This window comes from Pedobacter agri, from assembly GCF_032678665.1.
GTDB lineage: Bacteria > Bacteroidota > Bacteroidia > Sphingobacteriales > Sphingobacteriaceae > Pedobacter > Pedobacter agri_A.
The window spans coordinates 128876-148653 of record NZ_JAVTSH010000004.1; the positions used below are offsets into that span (position 1 = coordinate 128876).

The 19778-nt window shown below is 38.9% G+C and carries 17 protein-coding genes and 1 riboswitch; of the genes, 8 read left to right on the top strand and 9 right to left on the bottom strand.

Annotation, left to right across the window (positions count from 1 at the left end):
- Positions 1-64: 64 nt before the first annotated feature.
- The 4 genes from R2Q70_RS09925 to R2Q70_RS09940 all read right to left on the bottom strand — a co-directional run bounded on the left by R2Q70_RS09925 (position 65) and on the right by R2Q70_RS09940 (position 3002).
- Positions 65-808: a zinc ribbon domain-containing protein gene (locus R2Q70_RS09925; RefSeq protein ID WP_116168775.1), complete on the bottom strand. Its 744-nt coding sequence runs from the start codon at positions 806-808 to the stop codon at positions 65-67.
- A complete protein-coding gene (locus tag R2Q70_RS09930; RefSeq protein ID WP_316807452.1) occupies positions 808-1905 on the bottom strand; it encodes a Nif3-like dinuclear metal center hexameric protein in 1098 nt (365 codons plus the stop codon). The genes R2Q70_RS09925 and R2Q70_RS09930 overlap by 1 nt, the downstream gene beginning before the upstream one ends.
- Positions 1906-2316: 411 nt before the next feature.
- The gene (locus tag R2Q70_RS09935) at positions 2317-2694 is read right to left on the bottom strand and encodes a TM2 domain-containing protein (protein WP_316807453.1); all 378 of its coding nucleotides are present in this window, start codon (positions 2692-2694) and stop codon (positions 2317-2319) included.
- 5 nt (positions 2695-2699) lie between these two features.
- Positions 2700-3002 carry a DUF2752 domain-containing protein gene (locus R2Q70_RS09940; RefSeq protein WP_316807454.1) on the bottom strand — a complete coding sequence of 101 codons (303 nt, stop codon included), beginning with the start codon at positions 3000-3002 and terminating at the stop codon, positions 2700-2702.
- A 183-nt stretch (positions 3003-3185) separates the two neighbouring features.
- On the opposite strand from R2Q70_RS09940, the gene mfd reads away from it, so the two are divergent.
- Positions 3186-6524, top strand: a complete 3339-nt coding sequence (gene mfd, locus R2Q70_RS09945; protein ID WP_316807455.1) for a transcription-repair coupling factor — start codon at positions 3186-3188, stop codon at positions 6522-6524.
- A 1-nt stretch (position 6525) separates the two neighbouring features.
- Entirely contained in the window at positions 6526-6744 is a 219-nt protein-coding gene (locus R2Q70_RS09950; RefSeq protein ID WP_010599371.1) for a DUF3820 family protein, read from the top strand.
- Positions 6745-6846: 102 nt separating this feature from the next.
- Here the strand turns inward: R2Q70_RS09950 and R2Q70_RS09955 are convergent, their stop codons facing one another.
- A complete protein-coding gene (locus R2Q70_RS09955) occupies positions 6847-7563 on the bottom strand; it encodes a DsbA family oxidoreductase (RefSeq protein ID WP_316807456.1) in 717 nt (238 codons plus the stop codon).
- A 203-nt stretch (positions 7564-7766) separates the two neighbouring features.
- Here R2Q70_RS09955 and R2Q70_RS09960 point away from each other — a divergent pair, with 203 nt between their 5' ends.
- Both R2Q70_RS09960 and R2Q70_RS09965 read left to right on the top strand, forming a co-directional pair.
- Entirely contained in the window at positions 7767-8678 is a 912-nt protein-coding gene (locus R2Q70_RS09960) for a hypothetical protein (protein WP_316807457.1), read from the top strand.
- Positions 8632-9729, top strand: a complete 1098-nt coding sequence (locus R2Q70_RS09965) for a hypothetical protein (RefSeq protein ID WP_316807458.1) — start codon at positions 8632-8634, stop codon at positions 9727-9729. Before R2Q70_RS09960 ends, R2Q70_RS09965 begins: the two co-directional genes overlap by 47 nt.
- A 59-nt stretch (positions 9730-9788) precedes the next feature.
- On the opposite strand, the gene R2Q70_RS09970 is transcribed toward R2Q70_RS09965, so the two are convergent.
- On the bottom strand, positions 9789-12479 hold the full coding sequence (locus tag R2Q70_RS09970) for a M14 family metallopeptidase (RefSeq protein WP_316807459.1): 2691 nt from the start codon (positions 12477-12479) through the stop codon (positions 9789-9791).
- A 206-nt stretch (positions 12480-12685) separates the two neighbouring features.
- Positions 12686-12883: riboswitch (cobalamin riboswitch) on the top strand.
- Between the two features lie 192 nt (positions 12884-13075).
- Here R2Q70_RS09970 and metE point away from each other — a divergent pair.
- The 3 genes from metE to R2Q70_RS09985 all read left to right on the top strand — a co-directional run bounded on the left by metE (position 13076) and on the right by R2Q70_RS09985 (position 16622).
- The gene (metE, locus tag R2Q70_RS09975; RefSeq protein WP_316807460.1) at positions 13076-15409 is read left to right on the top strand and encodes a 5-methyltetrahydropteroyltriglutamate--homocysteine S-methyltransferase; all 2334 of its coding nucleotides are present in this window, start codon (positions 13076-13078) and stop codon (positions 15407-15409) included.
- A gap of 98 nt (positions 15410-15507) precedes the next feature.
- Positions 15508-15894 (top strand): acyl-CoA thioesterase, encoded by a 387-nt coding sequence (locus tag R2Q70_RS09980; protein WP_010599367.1) that lies wholly within the window; start codon positions 15508-15510, stop codon positions 15892-15894.
- Positions 15895-15956: 62 nt separating this feature from the next.
- Entirely contained in the window at positions 15957-16622 is a 666-nt protein-coding gene (locus R2Q70_RS09985) for a class I SAM-dependent methyltransferase (RefSeq protein ID WP_316807461.1), read from the top strand.
- Between the two features lie 120 nt (positions 16623-16742).
- Here R2Q70_RS09985 and R2Q70_RS09990 read toward each other — a convergent pair whose 3' ends face one another.
- Genes R2Q70_RS09990 through R2Q70_RS10000 form a run of 3 tightly spaced genes read right to left on the bottom strand, consistent with a single transcriptional unit; the run spans position 16743 to position 18711 of the window.
- The gene (locus R2Q70_RS09990; RefSeq protein WP_316807462.1) at positions 16743-17552 is read right to left on the bottom strand and encodes a phosphatidate cytidylyltransferase; all 810 of its coding nucleotides are present in this window, start codon (positions 17550-17552) and stop codon (positions 16743-16745) included.
- Between the two features lie 45 nt (positions 17553-17597).
- A complete protein-coding gene (locus R2Q70_RS09995; protein ID WP_010599364.1) occupies positions 17598-17804 on the bottom strand; it encodes a putative signal transducing protein in 207 nt (68 codons plus the stop codon).
- Entirely contained in the window at positions 17785-18711 is a 927-nt protein-coding gene (locus tag R2Q70_RS10000) for a CPBP family intramembrane glutamic endopeptidase (protein ID WP_316807463.1), read from the bottom strand. The genes R2Q70_RS09995 and R2Q70_RS10000 overlap by 20 nt, the downstream gene beginning before the upstream one ends.
- A gap of 44 nt (positions 18712-18755) precedes the next feature.
- Between R2Q70_RS10000 and dusB the strand changes: the two genes are divergently transcribed.
- Positions 18756-19763: a tRNA dihydrouridine synthase DusB gene (dusB, locus tag R2Q70_RS10005; protein WP_010599362.1), complete on the top strand. Its 1008-nt coding sequence runs from the start codon at positions 18756-18758 to the stop codon at positions 19761-19763.
- Positions 19764-19778: the final 15 nt, after the last annotated feature.

The following is a 19778-nucleotide window of genomic DNA, read 5'->3' on the forward strand; positions in this document are numbered from 1 at the left end:
TTCGTGTATAAACAAAAAACGTCCCGACATTAATCGGGACGTTTCAAATAAGTTTTGTAAGCGCTTAAGCTTCTGCTACTTCGTGAGTTAAAGCCTCATCTACCAAAATACGACCGCAGTGTTCGCAAACGATAATTTTTTTACGTTGACGAATATCTAACTGACGTTGAGGTGGAATTTGGTTAAAACAACCTGAGCAAGAATCACGATCGATGGTTACCACTGCTAAACCGTTAACCGCATTTTTGCGTAAACGTTTGTAAGCAACCAATAAACGCTCTTCAATTTGAGGCTCTGCTTTATCAGCTTTCTTTTGTAAATCCTGCTCTTCTTTTTCAGTCTCAGCAGTAATTACATCTAATTCACCTTTTTTTACATCTAAATCTTTCTTTCTGCCATCTAATTCAGCTTTAGCAGCTTCATAAATTTCAGTTTTTGAAGTGATTTCGAAACCATGTTCTTTAATTTTTTTCTCAGAAACCTGGATATCTAAACCCTGAATCTCGATCTCCTTAGTTAAAGCATCGTATTCACGGTTATTTTTAACTTCTTTTAATTGAGAATCATATCTTTTGATAGCTGCCTGAGCATCTTTGATTGTATTTTTACGGGTTACGATTGAATCCTCAAGATCATCAAGCTCGCCTTTGATTTTTGAAATTCTAGTTTCTAATCCTAAAACATCATCCTCTAAATCGGCAACTTCCATTGGTAATTCGCCACGTACCTGACGGATTTTATCAATTTTGGTGTGGATATTTTGTAATTCGTATAAAGCTTTTAGCTTTTGTTCTACGGTTTGTTCCATTAAAACAAGTAATTTATGGGGTTTGTATTTTGCTCCGTTAAACGGATTGCAAAGTTAGTAAATTTTTTCTGAATAATTTCAAGCAATAAATTTGAGGTAAATTGTTCAGTTTCAAAGTGTCCGATGTCAGCAATGATGATTTTTTCCTCTGCATCAAAAAACTCATGATATTTAAAATCAGCGGTGATAAATGCATCAGCTCCGGCAGCAATTGCATCCTTTAAAAGAAAACTTCCTGAACCTCCGCAAACGGCAACTTTTTTAATTCGTTTACCAATCATATCAGTATGCCTAACCACTTTAGCCTGCATCCTGTCTTTTACCAGATGCAGGAAATCATAGCCGTCCATATCATATTCTAACCAGCCTACCATTCCCGAACCCACCAGTTGGTGTTTATTTTCCAATTTGTAAATGTCATAGGCAACTTCTTCATAAGGGTGATTTTCAAAAAGTGCTACTAAAATTTTCCTTTCTGCCTGAGTTGGGTAAACTACCTCAATCCGCACTTCTGCTTCTCTGTGACGAATGCCTCTTTCACCAACAAAAGGATCAGCATCTTCATTACCCTTAAACGTGCCGAAACCATCAGCATTAAAGCTACATTCGCTATAGTTGCCAATATTGCCAGCACCAGCGTAAAATAAAGCAGAACGTAATTGTTCTGACTGAGCTTGTGGACAATAAGTAACCAGTTTCTTCAGCAAACCTGGTTTTGGTGAAAGTACTTTTGTTCCGGTTAAACCCAATCGTTCGCAAATACGGGCATTTACGCCGGTATGAATGGCATCTAAATTGGTGTGAATGGCATATAAAGCAATATTATTTTTGATGGCTTTGAGCACCACACGCTCTACGTAATTTTTGCCGTTGAGTTTTTTCAGTCCTTTAAAAACAATAGGATGATGGGTAATAATGAGATTACAACCTGTTGAAATGGCTTCATCTACCACACTTTCAATGCAATCTAATGCTACAAGTGCCGCTCGAATTTCCATTTTAGGATCGCCAACAATCAAACCAGAATTGTCGTAATCTTCCTGATAATTTAAAGGTGCAATGCTCTCCAGATAATTCGTTATTTCTGATAATCTCATGGCATAAAGATATATAATTTCAGGTTTTGGAGTAAAGATTTGAATTAAAAAACTCGGATCTTAAGTCGTCTAATTGAAGAAAATCCGTCATTTCGAGCGAAGCCGAGAACCACGAAGTGCTCAGCGCAGCTAAATCTTTTAAATCTGTATATCCTGTCCAAGAATCGCTCTGTTCCTCTACCAAACAAAGTTGGTACGAATTGCGCTTCAATCGAGATGACGATGTTTAAAACGATTGCTGCTTAAATTCTTATTCAATACTTACAAGCTAAACCCGATAGCAACGAAAAGCCCGCCCCGGTTTTTCTTCGGGTGCGGGCTTGTAGTGAATAGCTCCAAAGGAGTTCCTATGGAACGGGGCTGACATTTAAAAAATGATGCTGTCCTTGCTTTCAAATGATTTAAAAAATATTAAGCTTGTTGAAAGCCACCACCCATTCTTACCATTTGTAAGCTTTCGAAAACCATTTTTTGGTTGTACTCAAAAGCCAGGTTTTTGTGGTTAATTACATCTACAATGGTACCGATCATACATAATCCGCCAGTAAAGAAATATAAGATTCCCATTCCAATCTGGCCGATTACAAAACGGTGGATTCCGGCGAATCCTAAAAATCCGATTAAAGCCAGCAATAAAATTTCTGATGGTTGCTTTCTGCGGCTACCGTAAATCATTAAGAAATTACGTAACTGTTGCTCATTTAAACCTGTTGTAGCTTGTTGTAAGTATGCATATTCTTCTGGCGTTATACCTGGTAACGACATTAAAGGCGATTGAAATATATCCATGGTTGCTATGTATTTGTTGTTTGAATTTTAAATTTTTTCTTATCTCTAATCAATGTGTAAATTCTGTAAAGTATAATTAAAAGTGCTGGAAAGCCAAACCAGTGTTGGGAAAAACTCTCGCCAAATTCGCCATGAAAAATATGGCTGATCGACCTTCCCAAACCGCATCCCGGACACCAACCCTCGTAGCCCAAATTAGCCAGCGGACAAAGTGTAAAGTGATGCTCATGACTGTTTGCTGTTGCCAGTAACACTAAAGCTGTCGCCCAGAACACCAGTTCTAGTGGAAAGTTTTTTAAGTGTTTCATGCTTTCAATTTATATAATTTAGAGGATTGGAGCCCGGCTTTGTTACAGGGATATATGTTTATTCGACGAACCGCAAATTTAAACCGACGAATGAGGATTGGAACACGAGAAACTACGCACAAACTTAAAAAACCTTTAACAAAGTTTGCGGTTAAATATAAAAGATAAGCTTATTTTTGTGCCTTGAACATTCGTGATTTAATAAACAGATACAAAACCGACGATAGGGTAACCGAGTTTACCAAAGCGTTGAACAGTACCAAAAACCCAAAGATACAACTGAAGGGATTGGTGGGTTCTGCTGATGCCATTGTTGCACTTTCCTCTTATTTTTTACTGCATAAACCATTGTTTTTTGTGCTCCCAGATAGGGAAGAAGCCGCTTATTTCCAGTCAGACCTTGAAAGTGTTTTAGATAAGCAGGTTTTACTTTTCCCATCTTCTTACCGGAAATCTTTTGATTTTACACAGGTAGATACGGCCAATGTTTTGGCCAGAGCAGAAGTATTAAATGAGTTGAATCACGATTCGGAATATGGAAAAATTGTGGTTTCTTATCCTGAAGCCATTGCTGAGAAGGTAATTGATCGCTCTGCTTTAGAAAAAAACACACTGGAGATTTCTTTAGGCGCTAAACTGGGCATCGATTTTATCAATGAATTTTTAATTGATTACGATTTCGACAGACGGGATTTTGTTTACGAGCCTGGCCAGTTTTCAATTCGTGGTGGTATTGTAGATATTTTCTCTTTTTCTGCTGATTTACCTTATCGCATCGAGTTTTTTGGCGATGAAGTAGAAAGCATCAGAAGTTTCGAAATTGAAAGTCAGCTTTCGGTGACCGATGTGAAATCGCTTACCATTGTACCGAACGTACAGGCGAAGTTTTTAACGGAAAGCAACATCAGCATTCTCGATTACATTGATCCCGATACGCAACTTTGGTTTAAGGATGTAGAGTTTACTTTAGATATTGTTAAGGCGGGTTACAAAAAGGCGGTTGAACTTTGGAAAGCCTTGCCTGCGGCGGATAAAAATCAGAATCCGGAATGGATCGACCCTAAATTTGCTTTCAGCGATGAAAAATTATTAGGCGATCATTTGCATGATTTTCCGCTGGTTGAGTTTGGAAAGCAGTTCTTTTATAAAACAGATCATCGCTTCGAGTTCGAAACCAAACCGCAGCCATCGTTTAATAAGGATTTTAACCTCTTAATCCACAATTTAAAAGAAAATGAAAAGGAGGGAATTGTAAACTTCATTTTTACTGATTCGCCCAAGCAAATTGAGCGTTTATACGCCATTTTAGAAGATATCGATAAAACCGCAAAGTTTACCCCAATAAACAGCATGTTGCGTGAGGGTTTTGTTGATCCGAAAATTCAGACTGCTTTTTACACCGATCATCAAATTTTTGATCGTTACTATAAATACAAACTTAAAAAGGGTTATCAGAAGAGTCAGGCCATTACACTTAAAGATCTTCGTGAGCTGAAATCAGGCGATTATGTGACGCACATTGATCATGGTATTGGAAAGTACGCTGGGTTAGAGAAGGTAGAGGTAAACGGAAAAACACAAGAAATGATCCGTTTGATTTACGCTGATAACGATTTGCTTTATGTAAACATTAACTCGCTAAATCGCATTGCGAAATACAGCGGTAAAGAAAGTGGTGTACCTAAAATGAATAAACTGGGTACCGACGCGTGGGATAAACTCAAGAAAACAACAAAAAAAAAAGTTAAAGACATTGCCCGGGATTTAATCAAGCTTTACGCGATACGTAAAACCCAGGCAGGTACCGCTTTTTCGCCTGATGGATATTTACAAACTGAGCTGGAAGCTTCTTTTATTTATGAGGATACTCCTGATCAGTTAAAAGCCACTCAAGATGTGAAAAAGGATATGGAATCTCCACATCCGATGGATCGTTTGGTTTGTGGTGATGTGGGTTTTGGCAAAACAGAAATCGCTGTTCGTGCAGCTTTTAAGGCCGTTGCCGAAGGAAAACAAGCTGCAATTTTGGTTCCTACAACCATTCTGGCTTTACAACATTTTAAAACATTTTCTTCTAGGTTAAAAGATTTTCCGGTTACGGTAGATTATATCAACCGATTCAAAACCAATAAACAGATTAAAGATACTTTAGCCGAAGCCGCAGCCGGAAAGGTTGATATTTTGATTGGCACACACCGTTTGCTCAGCAAGGATGTGAAGTTCAAAGATCTGGGTATCATGATTATTGATGAGGAGCAGAAATTTGGTGTAACGGCAAAAGAAAGGCTGAAAGCTGTTCGGGTAAATGTAGATACGCTAACCCTTACCGCAACGCCAATCCCGAGAACTTTACACTTTTCTTTAATGGGTGCCCGTGATTTATCGATCATCAGTACGCCACCACCAAATCGGCAGCCGGTTAGCACCGAACTACATGTTTTCAATGATAAACTAATTCAAGAAGCGGTACAATTTGAGCTGGACCGTGGCGGACAGGTTTTCTTCATCCATAACCGGGTGAATGATTTGATGCAATTAGGCGGGATGATTCAAAAATTAGTGCCAAAAGCCAGGATTGGTATTGCCCATGGTCAGCTAGATGGCGATGCACTGGAGGACGTGATGCTTGATTTTATCAATGGAGAAAAAGATGTATTGGTGGCTACTACGATTATTGAAGCTGGTTTGGACATTCCGAATGCCAACACCATTATCATCAATCATGCACACATGTTCGGCTTGAGCGATTTGCACCAAATGCGTGGTCGCGTGGGCCGTAGCAACAAAAAAGCATTCTGTTATTTATTGTCGCCACCTTTATCAACTTTAACTTCTGAAGCCAGAAAAAGATTGAGCGCCATTGAAGAATTTTCTGATTTAGGTAGTGGCTTTAATGTAGCCATGCGAGATTTAGATATTCGCGGCAGCGGGAATTTATTGGGTGCAGAGCAAAGCGGTTTCATTGCCGAAATTGGTTTTGAAATGTACCATAAAATTTTGGATGAGGCCATTCAGGAATTAAAAGAAGCTGAATTTAAAGGTTTGTTTGAAAATGAGCCCGCTCGTCCATTTGTTGGCTTCACTCAGGTTGATACCGATCTGGAGCTTTACATTCCCGACGCCTATATTACCAATATTACGGAGCGCTATAACTTATACACCGAGCTTTCTAAGCTTGATAATGAAACGGAACTAGCGGTATTTGAAAAACATTTAGCCGATCGATTTGGTCCGGTGCCACCACAGGTGAAAACCATGCTAAGCGTGGTACGTTTGCAATGGCTGGGCAAAAAATTAGGCTTCGAGAAAATCAGTTTTAAGAAAAACAGTTTACGGGGATATTTTTTGAGTGATAAACAATCGGCTTATTTCGATTCTAATACTTTTACGAAGATTTTAACCTTTGCTCAAAATCATCCACGGATGTGTAATTTAAAGGAAGTTAAGAACACTCTTCGTATCGCTTTTGATAATGTGAGTACGGTTGAAGAGGCTATCCAAACTTTAGAGCTAATTGATTAAAATGGATCCAACCCTATTACTTGATTTAGTGAAAATGCAAATGCCCTATGGAAAATATAAGGGTTATTTGATTTGTAACATCCCTGAAAGTTATTTGCTTTGGTACAAGGATAAGGGTTTTCCAAAAGGCAAGCTGGGCGATTTGATGGCAACCATGTTCGAAATTAGGGTTAATGGCTTGGAGTATTTGCTAACGCCCTTGAAGAATGGGAATAGGTAACTCCTTTCCGAAATCATCATTGCGAGGTACGAGGCAATCCTATAACGATCACTACAATACCAAAAGCATTGAGATTGCTTCGTGCCTCGCAGTGACGGAAGCCTATATCTCACAGCCATTTTCATCACAAACGGCATCATTATTTGTATTTAGCGAAGTAATTTGTGTTTTAGGTTGTGCCGATTTCCATTCCGTGAAACTTTGCGTCAATGCCTCAGTAAAAGCTTCTACAGGTTGTGCGCCAGAAACACCATATTTCCTGTCCATTACGAAATAAGGTACTCCACGAATACCCAAATTCTGACTTTCATAAATATCATAACGAACAGCCTCAGCAAACTGATCGCCATTTAAAACCTGTTCAGTTTCATTTTTATCTAAACCAATCTCAGAAGCGATATCAATCAGCACGTCTTTTTCACCAATGTTTCTGCTATTCACAAAATGCGCTTCAAACAGTTTTTCTTCAGCCAAATCCTGTAAGCCCTTTTTTGCAGCTAAATGAATTAAGCGATGTGCATCGAACGTATTAGCAGGAACATTTGTATCAAAATTGATTGTTAATCCAGCATTTGCCGCCATATCAACCACTTGTTTAGTCATTTGTTTGGCCTGTTCAATTAGCATCCCTTTGCTTCGCGACAAATAATCATAAATGGTTTCATTATTGGTATTATGGTACTCAGGAGTCAGCTGATAACTTTTCCAATCCACAACAATTTCATCCTTAAAAGGCAATTTATTAATGGCTTGCTCAAAATGACGCTTACCGATATAGCAAAACGGACACATTACATCCGACCAGATTTCTACTTTCATAATGTAAAAATAAGCGCTAACGGATTAGAGATGGTAAACGAAAAGTAAAAAGCCAACTAATCTCAAAATAAGCAATTCTTTACACAAACACGGGGAAAAATTTACCCTTTCAAATATTCTAAAAATCATAATCCATTACTAATAAGGCAATTGAAAACCTGGCATTGATTTTTATGATCTAGTTAAACCAATATTTAATTATTATGAAAAAAACGCTTTTTACATGTTTGTATTTAACCGGATTATATTTTGGCGCTTCCGCACAACGACAAGCAGATTATGTATCAAAATTCGACACTAAAATCCAGTCTATTATTCTGGATAATTTAACTGGAAATATCATTGTTAAAGAAGCCGATAAAGTTTCAGAATTCAATCCGCAAACCAATAAAATTGATTGGAGTATTACCGACGAACAGATCGGAAAAATGAGTGCCGCTACAAAATTATCTAAAGCCAATGAAGCATTAAGCGACCCTGATTTGCTTAAAATTTTTCAGCCGTCTGATCAATTGAGCTTTTTAGAAAACACACCTTTTATTCAAGCCAACATTAATGGAAAGGATGTTATCATTAATTCACTTGATGGTAAAATCTTATTCAATTCAGGCACAACAACTTACAGACTCGTACTGAGCCAGTATATTACTAGTGATGAAAAATTTCTCTTTTTAGTTACTGAAGGTAAAGATTTTAAATGCGTGCTTTTTGATCCAAAAACAGGCAAAGATAAATGGATGACCGTAGTGGGAACCAAAGAGGGCATGCTAAAAGCCCTACTTGCTAATTCCGTTGCCAATAGCATAGGCTTAGGCCTTTCTAAAATGGCTACCAAGGATGAAGTAGTTGCTACAAGCGATGCCATTTATGCCACAATAAACAATCATTTATTCAAGCTAGATAAGGAAACTGGAAAAGTTGCTTGGGATGTTAAAGAAAATGTACATCGCTTTTACTTATCGAACGATAACAAACATATTATTACCATGCGGAATGCCGGAAGTTTAATCTCTGCAAAAAGAGCCTTAAACGCCCTGAATACGCAAACCGGAGCACCAATTTTTAAAGATGACATCCACAAAATACGTTTCATATATCGAAGACTGGGGCAATAAATTTTTAGTTGCCCACTCCAACGGCTTTAACTTTTTTGATTATAGCACGGGTCAAAAAATTTGGAAAAAAGATGCCAAAGGCGATGACATTAAACAAGTGATTCCAATCGACAATGACTATCTATATATTGCTGATAATGAGATGAGCCTGATTGATCGCGATGGCAAACAGAAGTGGAAAAACTTCATAGAAATTAGCGATGACAAAACTGATCCGGTATATTTTCTGAATAAAATTGACAACAACAAAGTATTTTATTTAACAGGAACTTATGGCAACATGGTTGATTACACTACCGGAAAAAAAATCTGGAAAGGAAATATCAAGTTTGATCCAAAACTACCTTTACTTCATGCTTTTGATGAATCAACCAAATCTTTCTTAGTTTTTAACGATGAAAAAATATACAAGTTTGATCCAACAGCAGTTGAAAAACCAGAAGCCTTTGCGAAAATAAAGGTAAAAAATGATAAAGCATTATCAACTTTAGGCTTATTTGATTGGGGCGTTTCGTTAACCGGAGAAAACGAAGTGATTGGTGTAAACAAAAATGGAACGGTTAAATTTCAGAAAACTTATAAGGAACCTGGCGCAGCCTCAAGAAAATTACTTAAAGTAGGTAGCCTTGTTAGCATGTCTTATCTGGGTGTAAAATCTGGTTTACAGCAGGGATTTTCTGAAGCAACTTATGTTTCAAGAGATGCAAACGGAAATTTAAGTGAAAAATACTTGCTTTCTGAATCTTCACGTGAGCGTTTAAAAAATAAAGCTGCCGTTAACAGTGGTATATCGCAAGCTATTGGCGCAACCGTATTAAACCGTGTAGATTCGAGGTTTAAAGCTTTAAAACAAAACAACGACTTCGCTTATATTTTTGCCCGTGGCGAAGCTGATGAAAACAACTATCTAGTGAAAGTAAATAAGGCTACAGGCGAAGAGACAGATAAAATTGCGATTGATAATACGAAACCAATTTATGAAATTGATCATGTATCTGATAACCTTTACTACGTAAACAATAACGAACTGAGGATATTTTCAAAAAAATAATTACTATTCAGTAAACGAACAAAGCCACCTTTGGGTGGCTTTGTTCGTTTATCACATTTCTACTTATACAACTGATTAAAAATCAGCTTAAAGGTTCCATGTGTTTGCGCCCTGAAAGCAATCTCCGGACCAAAAGCCAATAATTTTCCTTTACCAACCTGAGCTTCAAAAGCGGTTACTCCATCTTGTAAGTAGGCTTGGCCCCAGGCCCAGCCGCTGCGCAAAGGTGTGGCAGATTCAAACCACATGAGCGGTTTAATTTTGCCTGTTGTAATGGCATCGCCAGTTAATTTAAACACCGGACTATTGTCAAAATAAACATCAGCCTCTTTTTCCATTCCCCAAACTGCAGGTTGCCTGGTATCCACAGCTACATTTAAAACACTTCCAGGAACATAATATTTCTCTGCAGGAAGCCTTTTTTCTTCGCCATTCACAATCTCTACAACTGCATTGCGAACAGGAAGATTTAAATGATAAGCCAAACTGGTGCTGCTGCCAATGGTGACTACATTTCCGCCAGCTTCCAAAAAATTTTTCAACTGAGGGATAGATTTATCTGCAGTGATTCTGCCCAAACGATTTCTATATTCTTCAGGGATTTCTTCGGCTTTCGGTCCGAAATTTCTTGAACCAAAACCACCAGCCTGAACTGAAGGAATTGCTCCGCCAACGAAAATGATCACGTCGTATTTCGACTTCAGGTTACCGGCATCGATATCCTGAGGATAAATCACCGTTGCATTATAGTGGTACTGTTCCATAATGAAACGCATCCAACCCGAAGCCATTGAGCCACCGTAATTGTCCCATAACGCTATTCTGGCGGCCGTAACTTTCGTTTTGTCCTTCGGTGCCGAAGCCGATTTTAATTTCACATTGGCTTTTTCAAGGATCGATTTTCCGGCTGAAGAAACATAGAAATCGCCATTTTCATTAGAACGGTAAACCTCTATTTTGTTTTTCAGCAAATCGTTCACCGCTGTGTATGAGTCATTCTGAGCTGCACTTAAAACGAAGCTCGATCCTGATACCTTGTTTTCCGGAACCAGTAATTTTCCGTAGGGATTTCGCTCAAAAGGTCCATTGAAATCGTTTTGAATCCGGTCGAACTTTACATCCATTAAGTAGGCTAAAGTCCAGCCTGCAGCATCGTAAGGAGGAATGGGTGCACCACCTTCGTATTTAAAATCGTTAGGGTGATCCTGAGGCTCGAACATATCCAAAACATGCGGACGGAAAGCCTGATCGGTTTTAACCACATAACTTCCTGCCGGATAATTTTTGCCTGCTACCGTAAATGGAGCTGTGGCTTTATGCACCACAATACCAGTTCTAATCAGCGCATTTAGAAATTTAATCGCTGAATTAAAATCTGCCTGATCAGCTGATAAAATGTAACCCCGCGGATCTCTGTTCGCAGGTGCATTCATCACGGTATCGAAATATTTTACGCTCATTGCTCTTCTGGGGCCAAATTCCGAATCACCGGCATCTGCTGAGCCCGAACCACCTTTTTTTGCCGCAGCGTTAATGGCTTCTATTTTTTTTGGTGAGAATGACCAGGTATCTTTTTTCCCTCTATCAATGGAGTTTTTTCCCATTTGATAAATGTTGAAAAGCAATTCATCAGCATGACGCTGTGCATAATTCAACACCGCATAATTTAACGAAACAGAATAATCAATAGAATTTTTGAAATACCATTTTCTTGGCGTAACCGGATTTGGAGAGTCGCTATTAGGTAACAATCGTGGTGGTACCAAGGGAATTTCTGATGGGGTAGGGCTGCCTACAATTTCAGTTAACAAGCCAATCATATTATGAAAGTAAGTAGTGGTTCGCAAACCGCCATTGTACCAGGTAGAAAATACAGAACCACCACGCTGCGTATAACCAGGTTTTGCTTCTACATTTAGTCGTGTGTGCATGGCTGCGCCAACAGCATCTAAACTTGTCAAGAGGGTGGCATCAAAAACATAATTAAAAGGGTCACGGTACGGCGGCCCGGCAACAACTGTTCCCGCCGGACCAGCCTGGTGGTGGTTGTACATGATCTGCGGAATCCACTCTACAAACAACTGGCGACCCATATTCTGGGTTTCCTTCAAATTCAGCATGAAAAAGTCGCGGTTGTTATCATGCCCGGCATATTTTTCGTAAAGCCTTGGCCAACCAGAAAGCACGCGTTTTTTTGGATCCTTCTCTCTCATGTACCAGCTACTCACCAATTCTTGCCCGTCTGGATTGGCATGGGTAAACAAAATGATCACATTATCCAATATTTTCAGCGTTTCGGGATCCGTTTTGGAAGCAAATTCATAAGCCGTTTGAATCAGTTGATGTGCACCAACGGTTTCATTTGCATGCAAGCCACCATCAATCCAAACTACTGCTTTTCCTTCTTGTGATAAAATTTTGGCCTGCTCAGGCGTAATTTCGGCATGGGCCAGCTGCTGCGAAATTGCTTTATAACGCTCTAACTTTTGAAGATTTGCAGGGGAAGTAACAATCAGCATATATTGGCTTCTACCTTCCTCGGTTTTACCGATATCTACCAGCTTAACGCGTTTTGATGTTTCAGCCAGTTTCTTAAAATAAGCTTCGGTTTGGGTGTAAGTTGCCAGTTGATAATCATCGCCGATTGAAAAACCAAAGTGGGATTTTGGTGATGGCACTTCCTGCGCAAAGGAACTGCTGCTTATAATTAGAAAGGCCAGACACAGCTTTCTAAAGTGTATTTTAATCATAGTTTAGGGTGTTTGTTGGATGTTCAAATATAATTAGAAATCAACCTACTTTATTCTTGCCGTAAATTTGTTACACATGCATATGCGCCAAATATTAGAAAGGTTTTAGGCGTAAATTTTAACTAATTCAGAACAAAATTTGCCAATCACTACAATTCCTCCATGTTATTCGATACATTTGTATTGATGTAAGTTCTTAACTTTATTTTTCATCAACCGATAGAGGTTTCCGGTGTAATGCTGGAATTAAAAGGGAATCGTGTGTAAATCACGAGCTGTCGCGCAACTGTAAACGCTGTTCATCGAACAACTGTTTTATCATTCATGCCACTGTACTTTCAAGTATGGGAAGGCGATAAAATGGGGCGTAAGTCAGGAGACCTGCCAAATATCGAATTGACGGTGCTTTCGCGTAAAAAAAAACTGGTCAGGTCTGATAGGTACAATAAAATAAACCGTTTTATTAATTTTTCTCCGAGCTTTTGTTCACGAGTGGATTTTCTGTGCCCTGACTTTTCAATTTTTTTTATCAGAAAACATTCTAAAATATAGCTTTAAGGGCTTTTAACGATTTATTCACTTAATCTTTAAAAGAGATGCTAACGCAAAATTTAGGCTATCCGCGAATTGGTAGCCACCGCGAATTAAAGAAAATCTGCGAAAACTATTGGGCAGGTAAAACGGGGTACAAAAATGTACTGCAGGTAGGAAAAAACATCCGCCACGAAAATTGGAAACTTCAACAGGAGGCTGGAATTGATATCATTCCTTCCAACGATTTTTCATTTTACGATCACGTTCTGGATCATTCCTTAACTTTTGGCGCAATTCCAAAACGATACAACGAAGTTATCCTTACCAAAGGAAACTCCGAACTCGATTTATATTTTGCGATGGCAAGAGGTTATCAGAAAGATGGCCTGGATGTAGTGGCCATGGAAATGACAAAATGGTTTGATACCAATTACCATTACATCGTTCCTGAATTCTACAAAAATCAGCCATTTAAGTTATTTTCAACTAAAATCATCGACGAGTTTTATGAGGCGAAGCAATTGGGCATCATCACCAAACCTGTGCTAATTGGCCCAATTTCATATCTTTTACTAGGCAAAGAAAAGGAAGCGGGTTTTGAAAAAATTGATCTGATCAAAAATCTTCTTCCGGTTTACCTGGATATTTTAACCAGATTAGTTTCACTTGATGTAGCATATGTGCAGTTCGATGAGCCATTTTTGACTTTGGATTTGTCTGAAAAAGAGCAAGAAGCCTATGAATATGCCTATAAAGAAATCAAAAAAGCATTTCCAAAGCTAAAAATTGTTTTGGCAACTTATTTCGAAGGATTGGATAACAACCTGGATTTGGTTGTATCGCTTCCGGTAAGTGTGCTACATATTGATTTGGTTCGTGCTGAAGAACAATTGGCAGAAGTTTTGAGCAAATTAAATGAAAACACGACGCTATCGTTGGGTTTAGTTGATGGCCGGAATATCTGGAAAAACGATTACGACCATTCCCTATCGCTTATTAACCATGCCGTACAAAAACTGGGGAAAGATCGCGTTTGGATTGCGCCTTCCTGTTCTCTGATCCATTGCCCGGTGGATTTAGAGAATGAAACCGATGATAAAAACTTATCTCCAGAAATTAAACAATGGCTAGCCTACGCCAGGCAAAAAGTTGCTGAAGTGGTTACATTAAAAAAGCTGATTACGAACGAAAGCCCTGCATCTACCACGCAAAAACTTGAAGAGCATAAAAAAGCTTTAAACAACAGAAAAACATCAAAATTAATTCATAATCCAAAGGTAAAAGAACGTGTATCGAATTTTAAAGATAGCGATGCAGAAAGACTGAGTCCATTTTCTTTGAGAAAAGTGAAGCAGCAATCGCTGAATTTGCCCCGCTTTGCGACCACTACCATTGGATCTTTTCCGCAAACTGCCGAAGTGAGAAGCTGGCGGGCCAAACTGAAAAATGGTACTTTTTCGCAGGAGGAGTACGATACCTTAATAGCAGATGAAACCGCTAGGGCTGTAAAATGGCAGGAAGAAATCGACCTGGATGTGTTGGTTCATGGAGAATTTGAGCGAAATGATATGGTTGAATATTTCGGAGGGCAGCTGGATGGTTTTGCCTTTTCTAAAAATGGCTGGGTGCAAAGTTATGGATCGCGTTGTGTGAAACCGCCGATTATTTATGGAGATGTTTCCCGTCCGCAGCCGATGACTGTAAAATGGACTACCTATGCGCAATCGTTGACTTCAAAGTATATGAAAGGCATGTTAACCGGCCCGGTGACGATTTTACAATGGTCTTTTGTGCGTAACGATCAACCACGCTCAGCAACCTGTACACAAATTGCTTTGGCCATTCGCGATGAAGTTTCAGATTTAGAAAAAGCAGGAATAAAAATTATTCAGATTGATGAGCCAGCGATAAGGGAAGGTTTGCCTTTGCGCAAGGCGGATTGGCAGAACTATTTAAACTGGGCGGTAAAAGCTTTCCGTATCTCTGCCAGCAGCGTGAAAGATGAAACGCAAATCCACACGCACATGTGTTATTCAGAGTTTAATGATATTATTCAGAATATTGCAGATATGGATGCCGATGTGATCACAATCGAAACTTCACGCTCCCAAATGGAGCTGCTTGATGCCTTTGCCGATTTCAAATATCCAAATGAAATTGGTCCGGGGGTTTACGATATTCACGCTCCTCGTGTACCTAAAAGGGAGGAAATGATCCATCTGTTAAAGAAAGCAAAAGCAGTTATTCCTTCCGAGCAACTTTGGGTTAATCCAGACTGCGGATTAAAAACCCGTGGTTGGGATGAAACCAAAAAAGCTTTGATCGAAATGGTTGAAGCGGCGAAAGCAATGCGCAAAACAGAAGAAGTTTTAGCTACCGAGCCTCAGATAAATTAATACTTTTGCCACGGAAGTGCAGAGGTTGATAGAAATGGAAGATGTCATAATTTTCACTTCATACTCTTGTTTCCGTGGCAATATTTATAAAACCAATCATGACCCTAGAAGAAAGAATTGAATACTCTAAAACCAGCATTTTTAAAGCTGTTTTCCCAAATACTACCAATCATTACGATACACTTTTTGGCGGTACGGCCATGCATTTAATGGATGAAGTCGCTTTTATCACGGCCACCCGCTTTAGTCGTCAAATTATGGTGACGGTGAGCAGCGATCGGATCGATTTTAAAAAACCCATCCCGGCAGGAACCATTGTTGAACTTATTGGTAAGGTAAACCATGTTGGAAATACGAGCTTAAAAGTAAACGTGGAGATTTATATTGAACAGATGTATGCCGAAGGAAGAGAGCTGGCCGTACACGGCGATTTCACTTTTGTTGCCATTGATGAAAATAAAAAACCGGTTCAGGTGATCAAATAATGTTGTAATGTTTCCTTAAAAAGTTATAAAAATTAATACCGTTAAATCTCTAGTTTTGATTTATGCAGCATCAACATTCTGAAGAAGATTTAAAAAATATCGCTAAACAACTCAGTCATCCGGAAGGCGAATACGGAATTAAAACTGGCGAAACCATGAATGCCAGTAATATTGGCATGACCAATGCTGCTATTGAGGCTTTGAGTCTCTGTGACGGAGATAACATTCTTGAAATTGGACATGGAAATGGCGGGCATATTGCAGATTTGTTGCGTAAGGCTGAAAATTTGAAATATTTTGGTGCAGACATTTCGGAAACCATTATTGCTGAAGCAAAGAAATTAAACCAAGACTTTTTAAAAGTTGGAACCGTAAATATCCATTTAACCAATGGGATGGATTTACCTTTTGCCGATAAACAATTTGAAAAGATTTTTACGGTAAATACCATTTACTTTTGGGATGATCCTCATCATTACATTCGAGAAATCATCAGGGTTTTGAAACCAGGTGGTAAGTTTGTGTTGTGTTTTGCTGATAAAACCTTTATGGAGAATTTGCCTTTCACAAAATATGGCTTCACCCTTTATGAATTGGAATCAGTGATTGATTTACTCATGAAAGCGGGCTTTAGTAACTGTACATCCGAAAAGAAAACGGAACAGATAAAAAGTAACGCTGGTTTTATGGTTAAAAGAGATTATTATGTAGTGATTGCCGATTGTTAGGTAACCAACCTTTGTTATTAAACCCCGATTGCAGCGGCATCCCCAAATTTTTTCTATTTGGGATAAAGCGAAAAGCGGGACTAATTGCCGCCAGGAGCATTAACCGTTAATTTTCAAAAACTAATACAAAATCAAATACAAATAGGCGTAAACTACTGGAGCGGCTAATAATAAGCCATCAAAACGATCGAGCAGGCCACCATGTCCGGGCAGTAAACCACCGCTGTCTTTGGTATCTAAACTGCGTTTTAACATCGATTCTACTAGATCGCCTAAAGTACCGAAACAAGCAATTAAAACCGCCATTCCTGCCCAAACCCAGGCCTGGTTTTCTGTAAATAAAAATGATAATCCGAAAGACACTAAAACGGCAGTAAACACGCCACCAAAGAAACCTTCCCAACTCTTTTTCGGCGAATGACGCTCGAAAAGTTTACGTTTACCATATTTTACACCAAAAAGGTAAGCGCCTGTATCATTTGCCCAAAGCATCAATAAAAAAGCTAATGGAAAATGGAAGTTATATTCATGCCAATCCTTTAAAAATCCCAGTGCATGAAAAAAGCAAAAAGGAATGGTTACGTAAACAAAGCCAACAAATGTGTATGAAATATTGGCAAAGGGAATTTTATTCTTTTTATATAATTCGGTGATGAAAACAGAAAAGATTAAGGGAATACAAAGCAAGAGGTATTTAACATCGTATTGCAAATAGTGTAAGCCCGCTGCCATAAAAAAGATAAGGGCTCCTGCTGCCAAACCGATGTTCCTATGCGGACGAATGCCAGAGTTTTTAATGAGCTTATAAAATTCGAACAGTGATAATACACTTAAAATAAGGTAAAATATGGTAAAGGTGTAGCTCCCCAAAAAGATGGAGCCCAACATTACGATGGTAAAAAAGAAAGCGGTTATTGCTCTGGTTTTCATTAAGGCTTGAGGTAAAAGGTGAAGGGTTTAAGGTAACGGTGCTCCTTACTCAATTTCATTTTCAACGATGTATTCTATGGCTTTATCGAAATCTGATTTATTCACCAAAACATTTATCTCACCAATGTTATAAGCCGATAGTTGTTTATTAATGGTTACGGCAGGAATTCCGGCTTCCGTTAATCCTTGCTTTAACACCTCAGCAGCGAAGGTGTTGCTTGTAGTATATACTTTAATCCAGTTTTCGCTCACGTTCTGCGTTATCTTTAAAAAATTTAAACAAAGCTAGGGTAATTATTGCACTAATTAAATAGCCATACCAGGGAAAACCAATTGGTTCATCTGCCTTGTCTAATGGCATGTGGTGTTTTTGCATGTAAAATGCCGCACAAACGGCATAAGCATTATTAATAAAGTGTGCAATCATGGCGTACCAAAGGCTTCCGCTATAAAAATACAAATAACCAAAACCAGCGCCCAAAAGCATCCGGGGAATAAAGCCATAAAACTGAACATGGATGGCACTGAAAATAATGGCTGTTAACCATATTGCTAAATGTGGACTATTAAATGCTTTGGTTAATGAGCGTTGAACGCCTCCACGGAACATGAGTTCTTCGCCAATAGCAGGCAGGAGGGCAATCATGATCAGGTTAACCACAAAATCAAGGTTACTCCGAACGGTGATTAGCGCAATGGTAAGCTTCATTGCAGCTTCCTCTTTTTCCTTCATCCACTGTTCAACTCCTTTTAAAAAATTTGGCAGAACCATTTTCTGATTAATCAGCACCGTCCATTCCATAAACGGCATGCTCGCAATCATGATGATGACAACCAAAGCAATCAATAGAAACTGAGGCTTACGGAAGCTATAAAATACATCTACCTTTCTGCGTTCTGTCCACGCCAGGGCGAACGGCGGTAGTATAAAAGTACCTATTGAACTGAGTATCTGGATAATTTTCAGTCCATTTAAGTATTTCGGATCTCCGGACATCAGCAAGTCCAGATTACTGACCATGCCTAGGCCATAAACCATTAAAACAATTACAACTGCCAATAAACCAAATACAAAAGCACCCGCTACTGCGTAAAATAAAAGTAAAAGTAATTGTAAGAAAGGATTGATTTCCTCCTTGTTAGGTGTTACAAAATTCATTATTTGTACCTTTGTATGTTTTTATTAATTGTTGAAGATAGAGAATGTCTGTAAAGATAGGAAATATAGATTTAGGCGAGTTCCCATTATTGCTTGCGCCAATGGAGGATGTAAGTGATCCGCCTTTCCGTTATGTGTGTAAACAAAACGGGGCAGATTTAATGTATACGGAATTTATTTCATCGGAAGGCTTAATTCGTGATGCGGCAAAAAGCCTGCAGAAACTAGATATTTTCGAATATGAAAGACCAATTGGCATCCAGATTTTTGGGGGTGATATTGAGCACATGCGTGAGGCTTCTGAAATCGCATCAGCCGCAGGGCCTGATTTAGTTGATATTAATTATGGCTGTCCGGTTAAAAATGTGGTTTGCAAAGGTGCCGGCTCTAGCTTACTTCGTGATATTGATAAAATGGTTAAAATGACCGAAGCCGTTGTTAAAGCCTCTCATTTACCGGTTACCGTAAAAACCCGATTAGGCTGGGATGATGATAGCAAAAACGTTTATGAAGTGGCAGAGCGCTTGCAGGATGTTGGTATCCAGGCTTTGACCATCCACGGCAGAACAAGGGCACAGTTATACAAAGGCGAAGCAGATTGGAGTTTAATTCGTGAAATTAAACGCAATCCCCGCATTAAGATTCCAATTTTCGGAAACGGCGATGTTGATAGTCCTGAAAAGGCTGCAAACTGGCGCATGGAATATGAGGTTGATGGCATTATGATTGGCCGGGCTGCCATTGGTTATCCCTGGATTTTTCGTGAAGTAAAACATTTCTTTAAAACCGGCGAACATTTACCCGGCCCAACCATTGAAGAAAGAATTGATGTTTGCCGCACTCATTTGGATAAATCATTGGAATGGAAAGGCCCAAAAACAGGAATTTTTGAAATGAGAAGGCATTACGCCAATTATTTTAAAGGCTTACCTGATTTCAAACCTTACCGCATGCGCCTGGTAGCGGAGCCAGATATCAACAACATTTACAGCATTTTGGAAGAAGTGGCAGAGAAATTTGCCAACTATGACGCTACAAAAGTACTGGCTTGATTTTTGAATTGATTT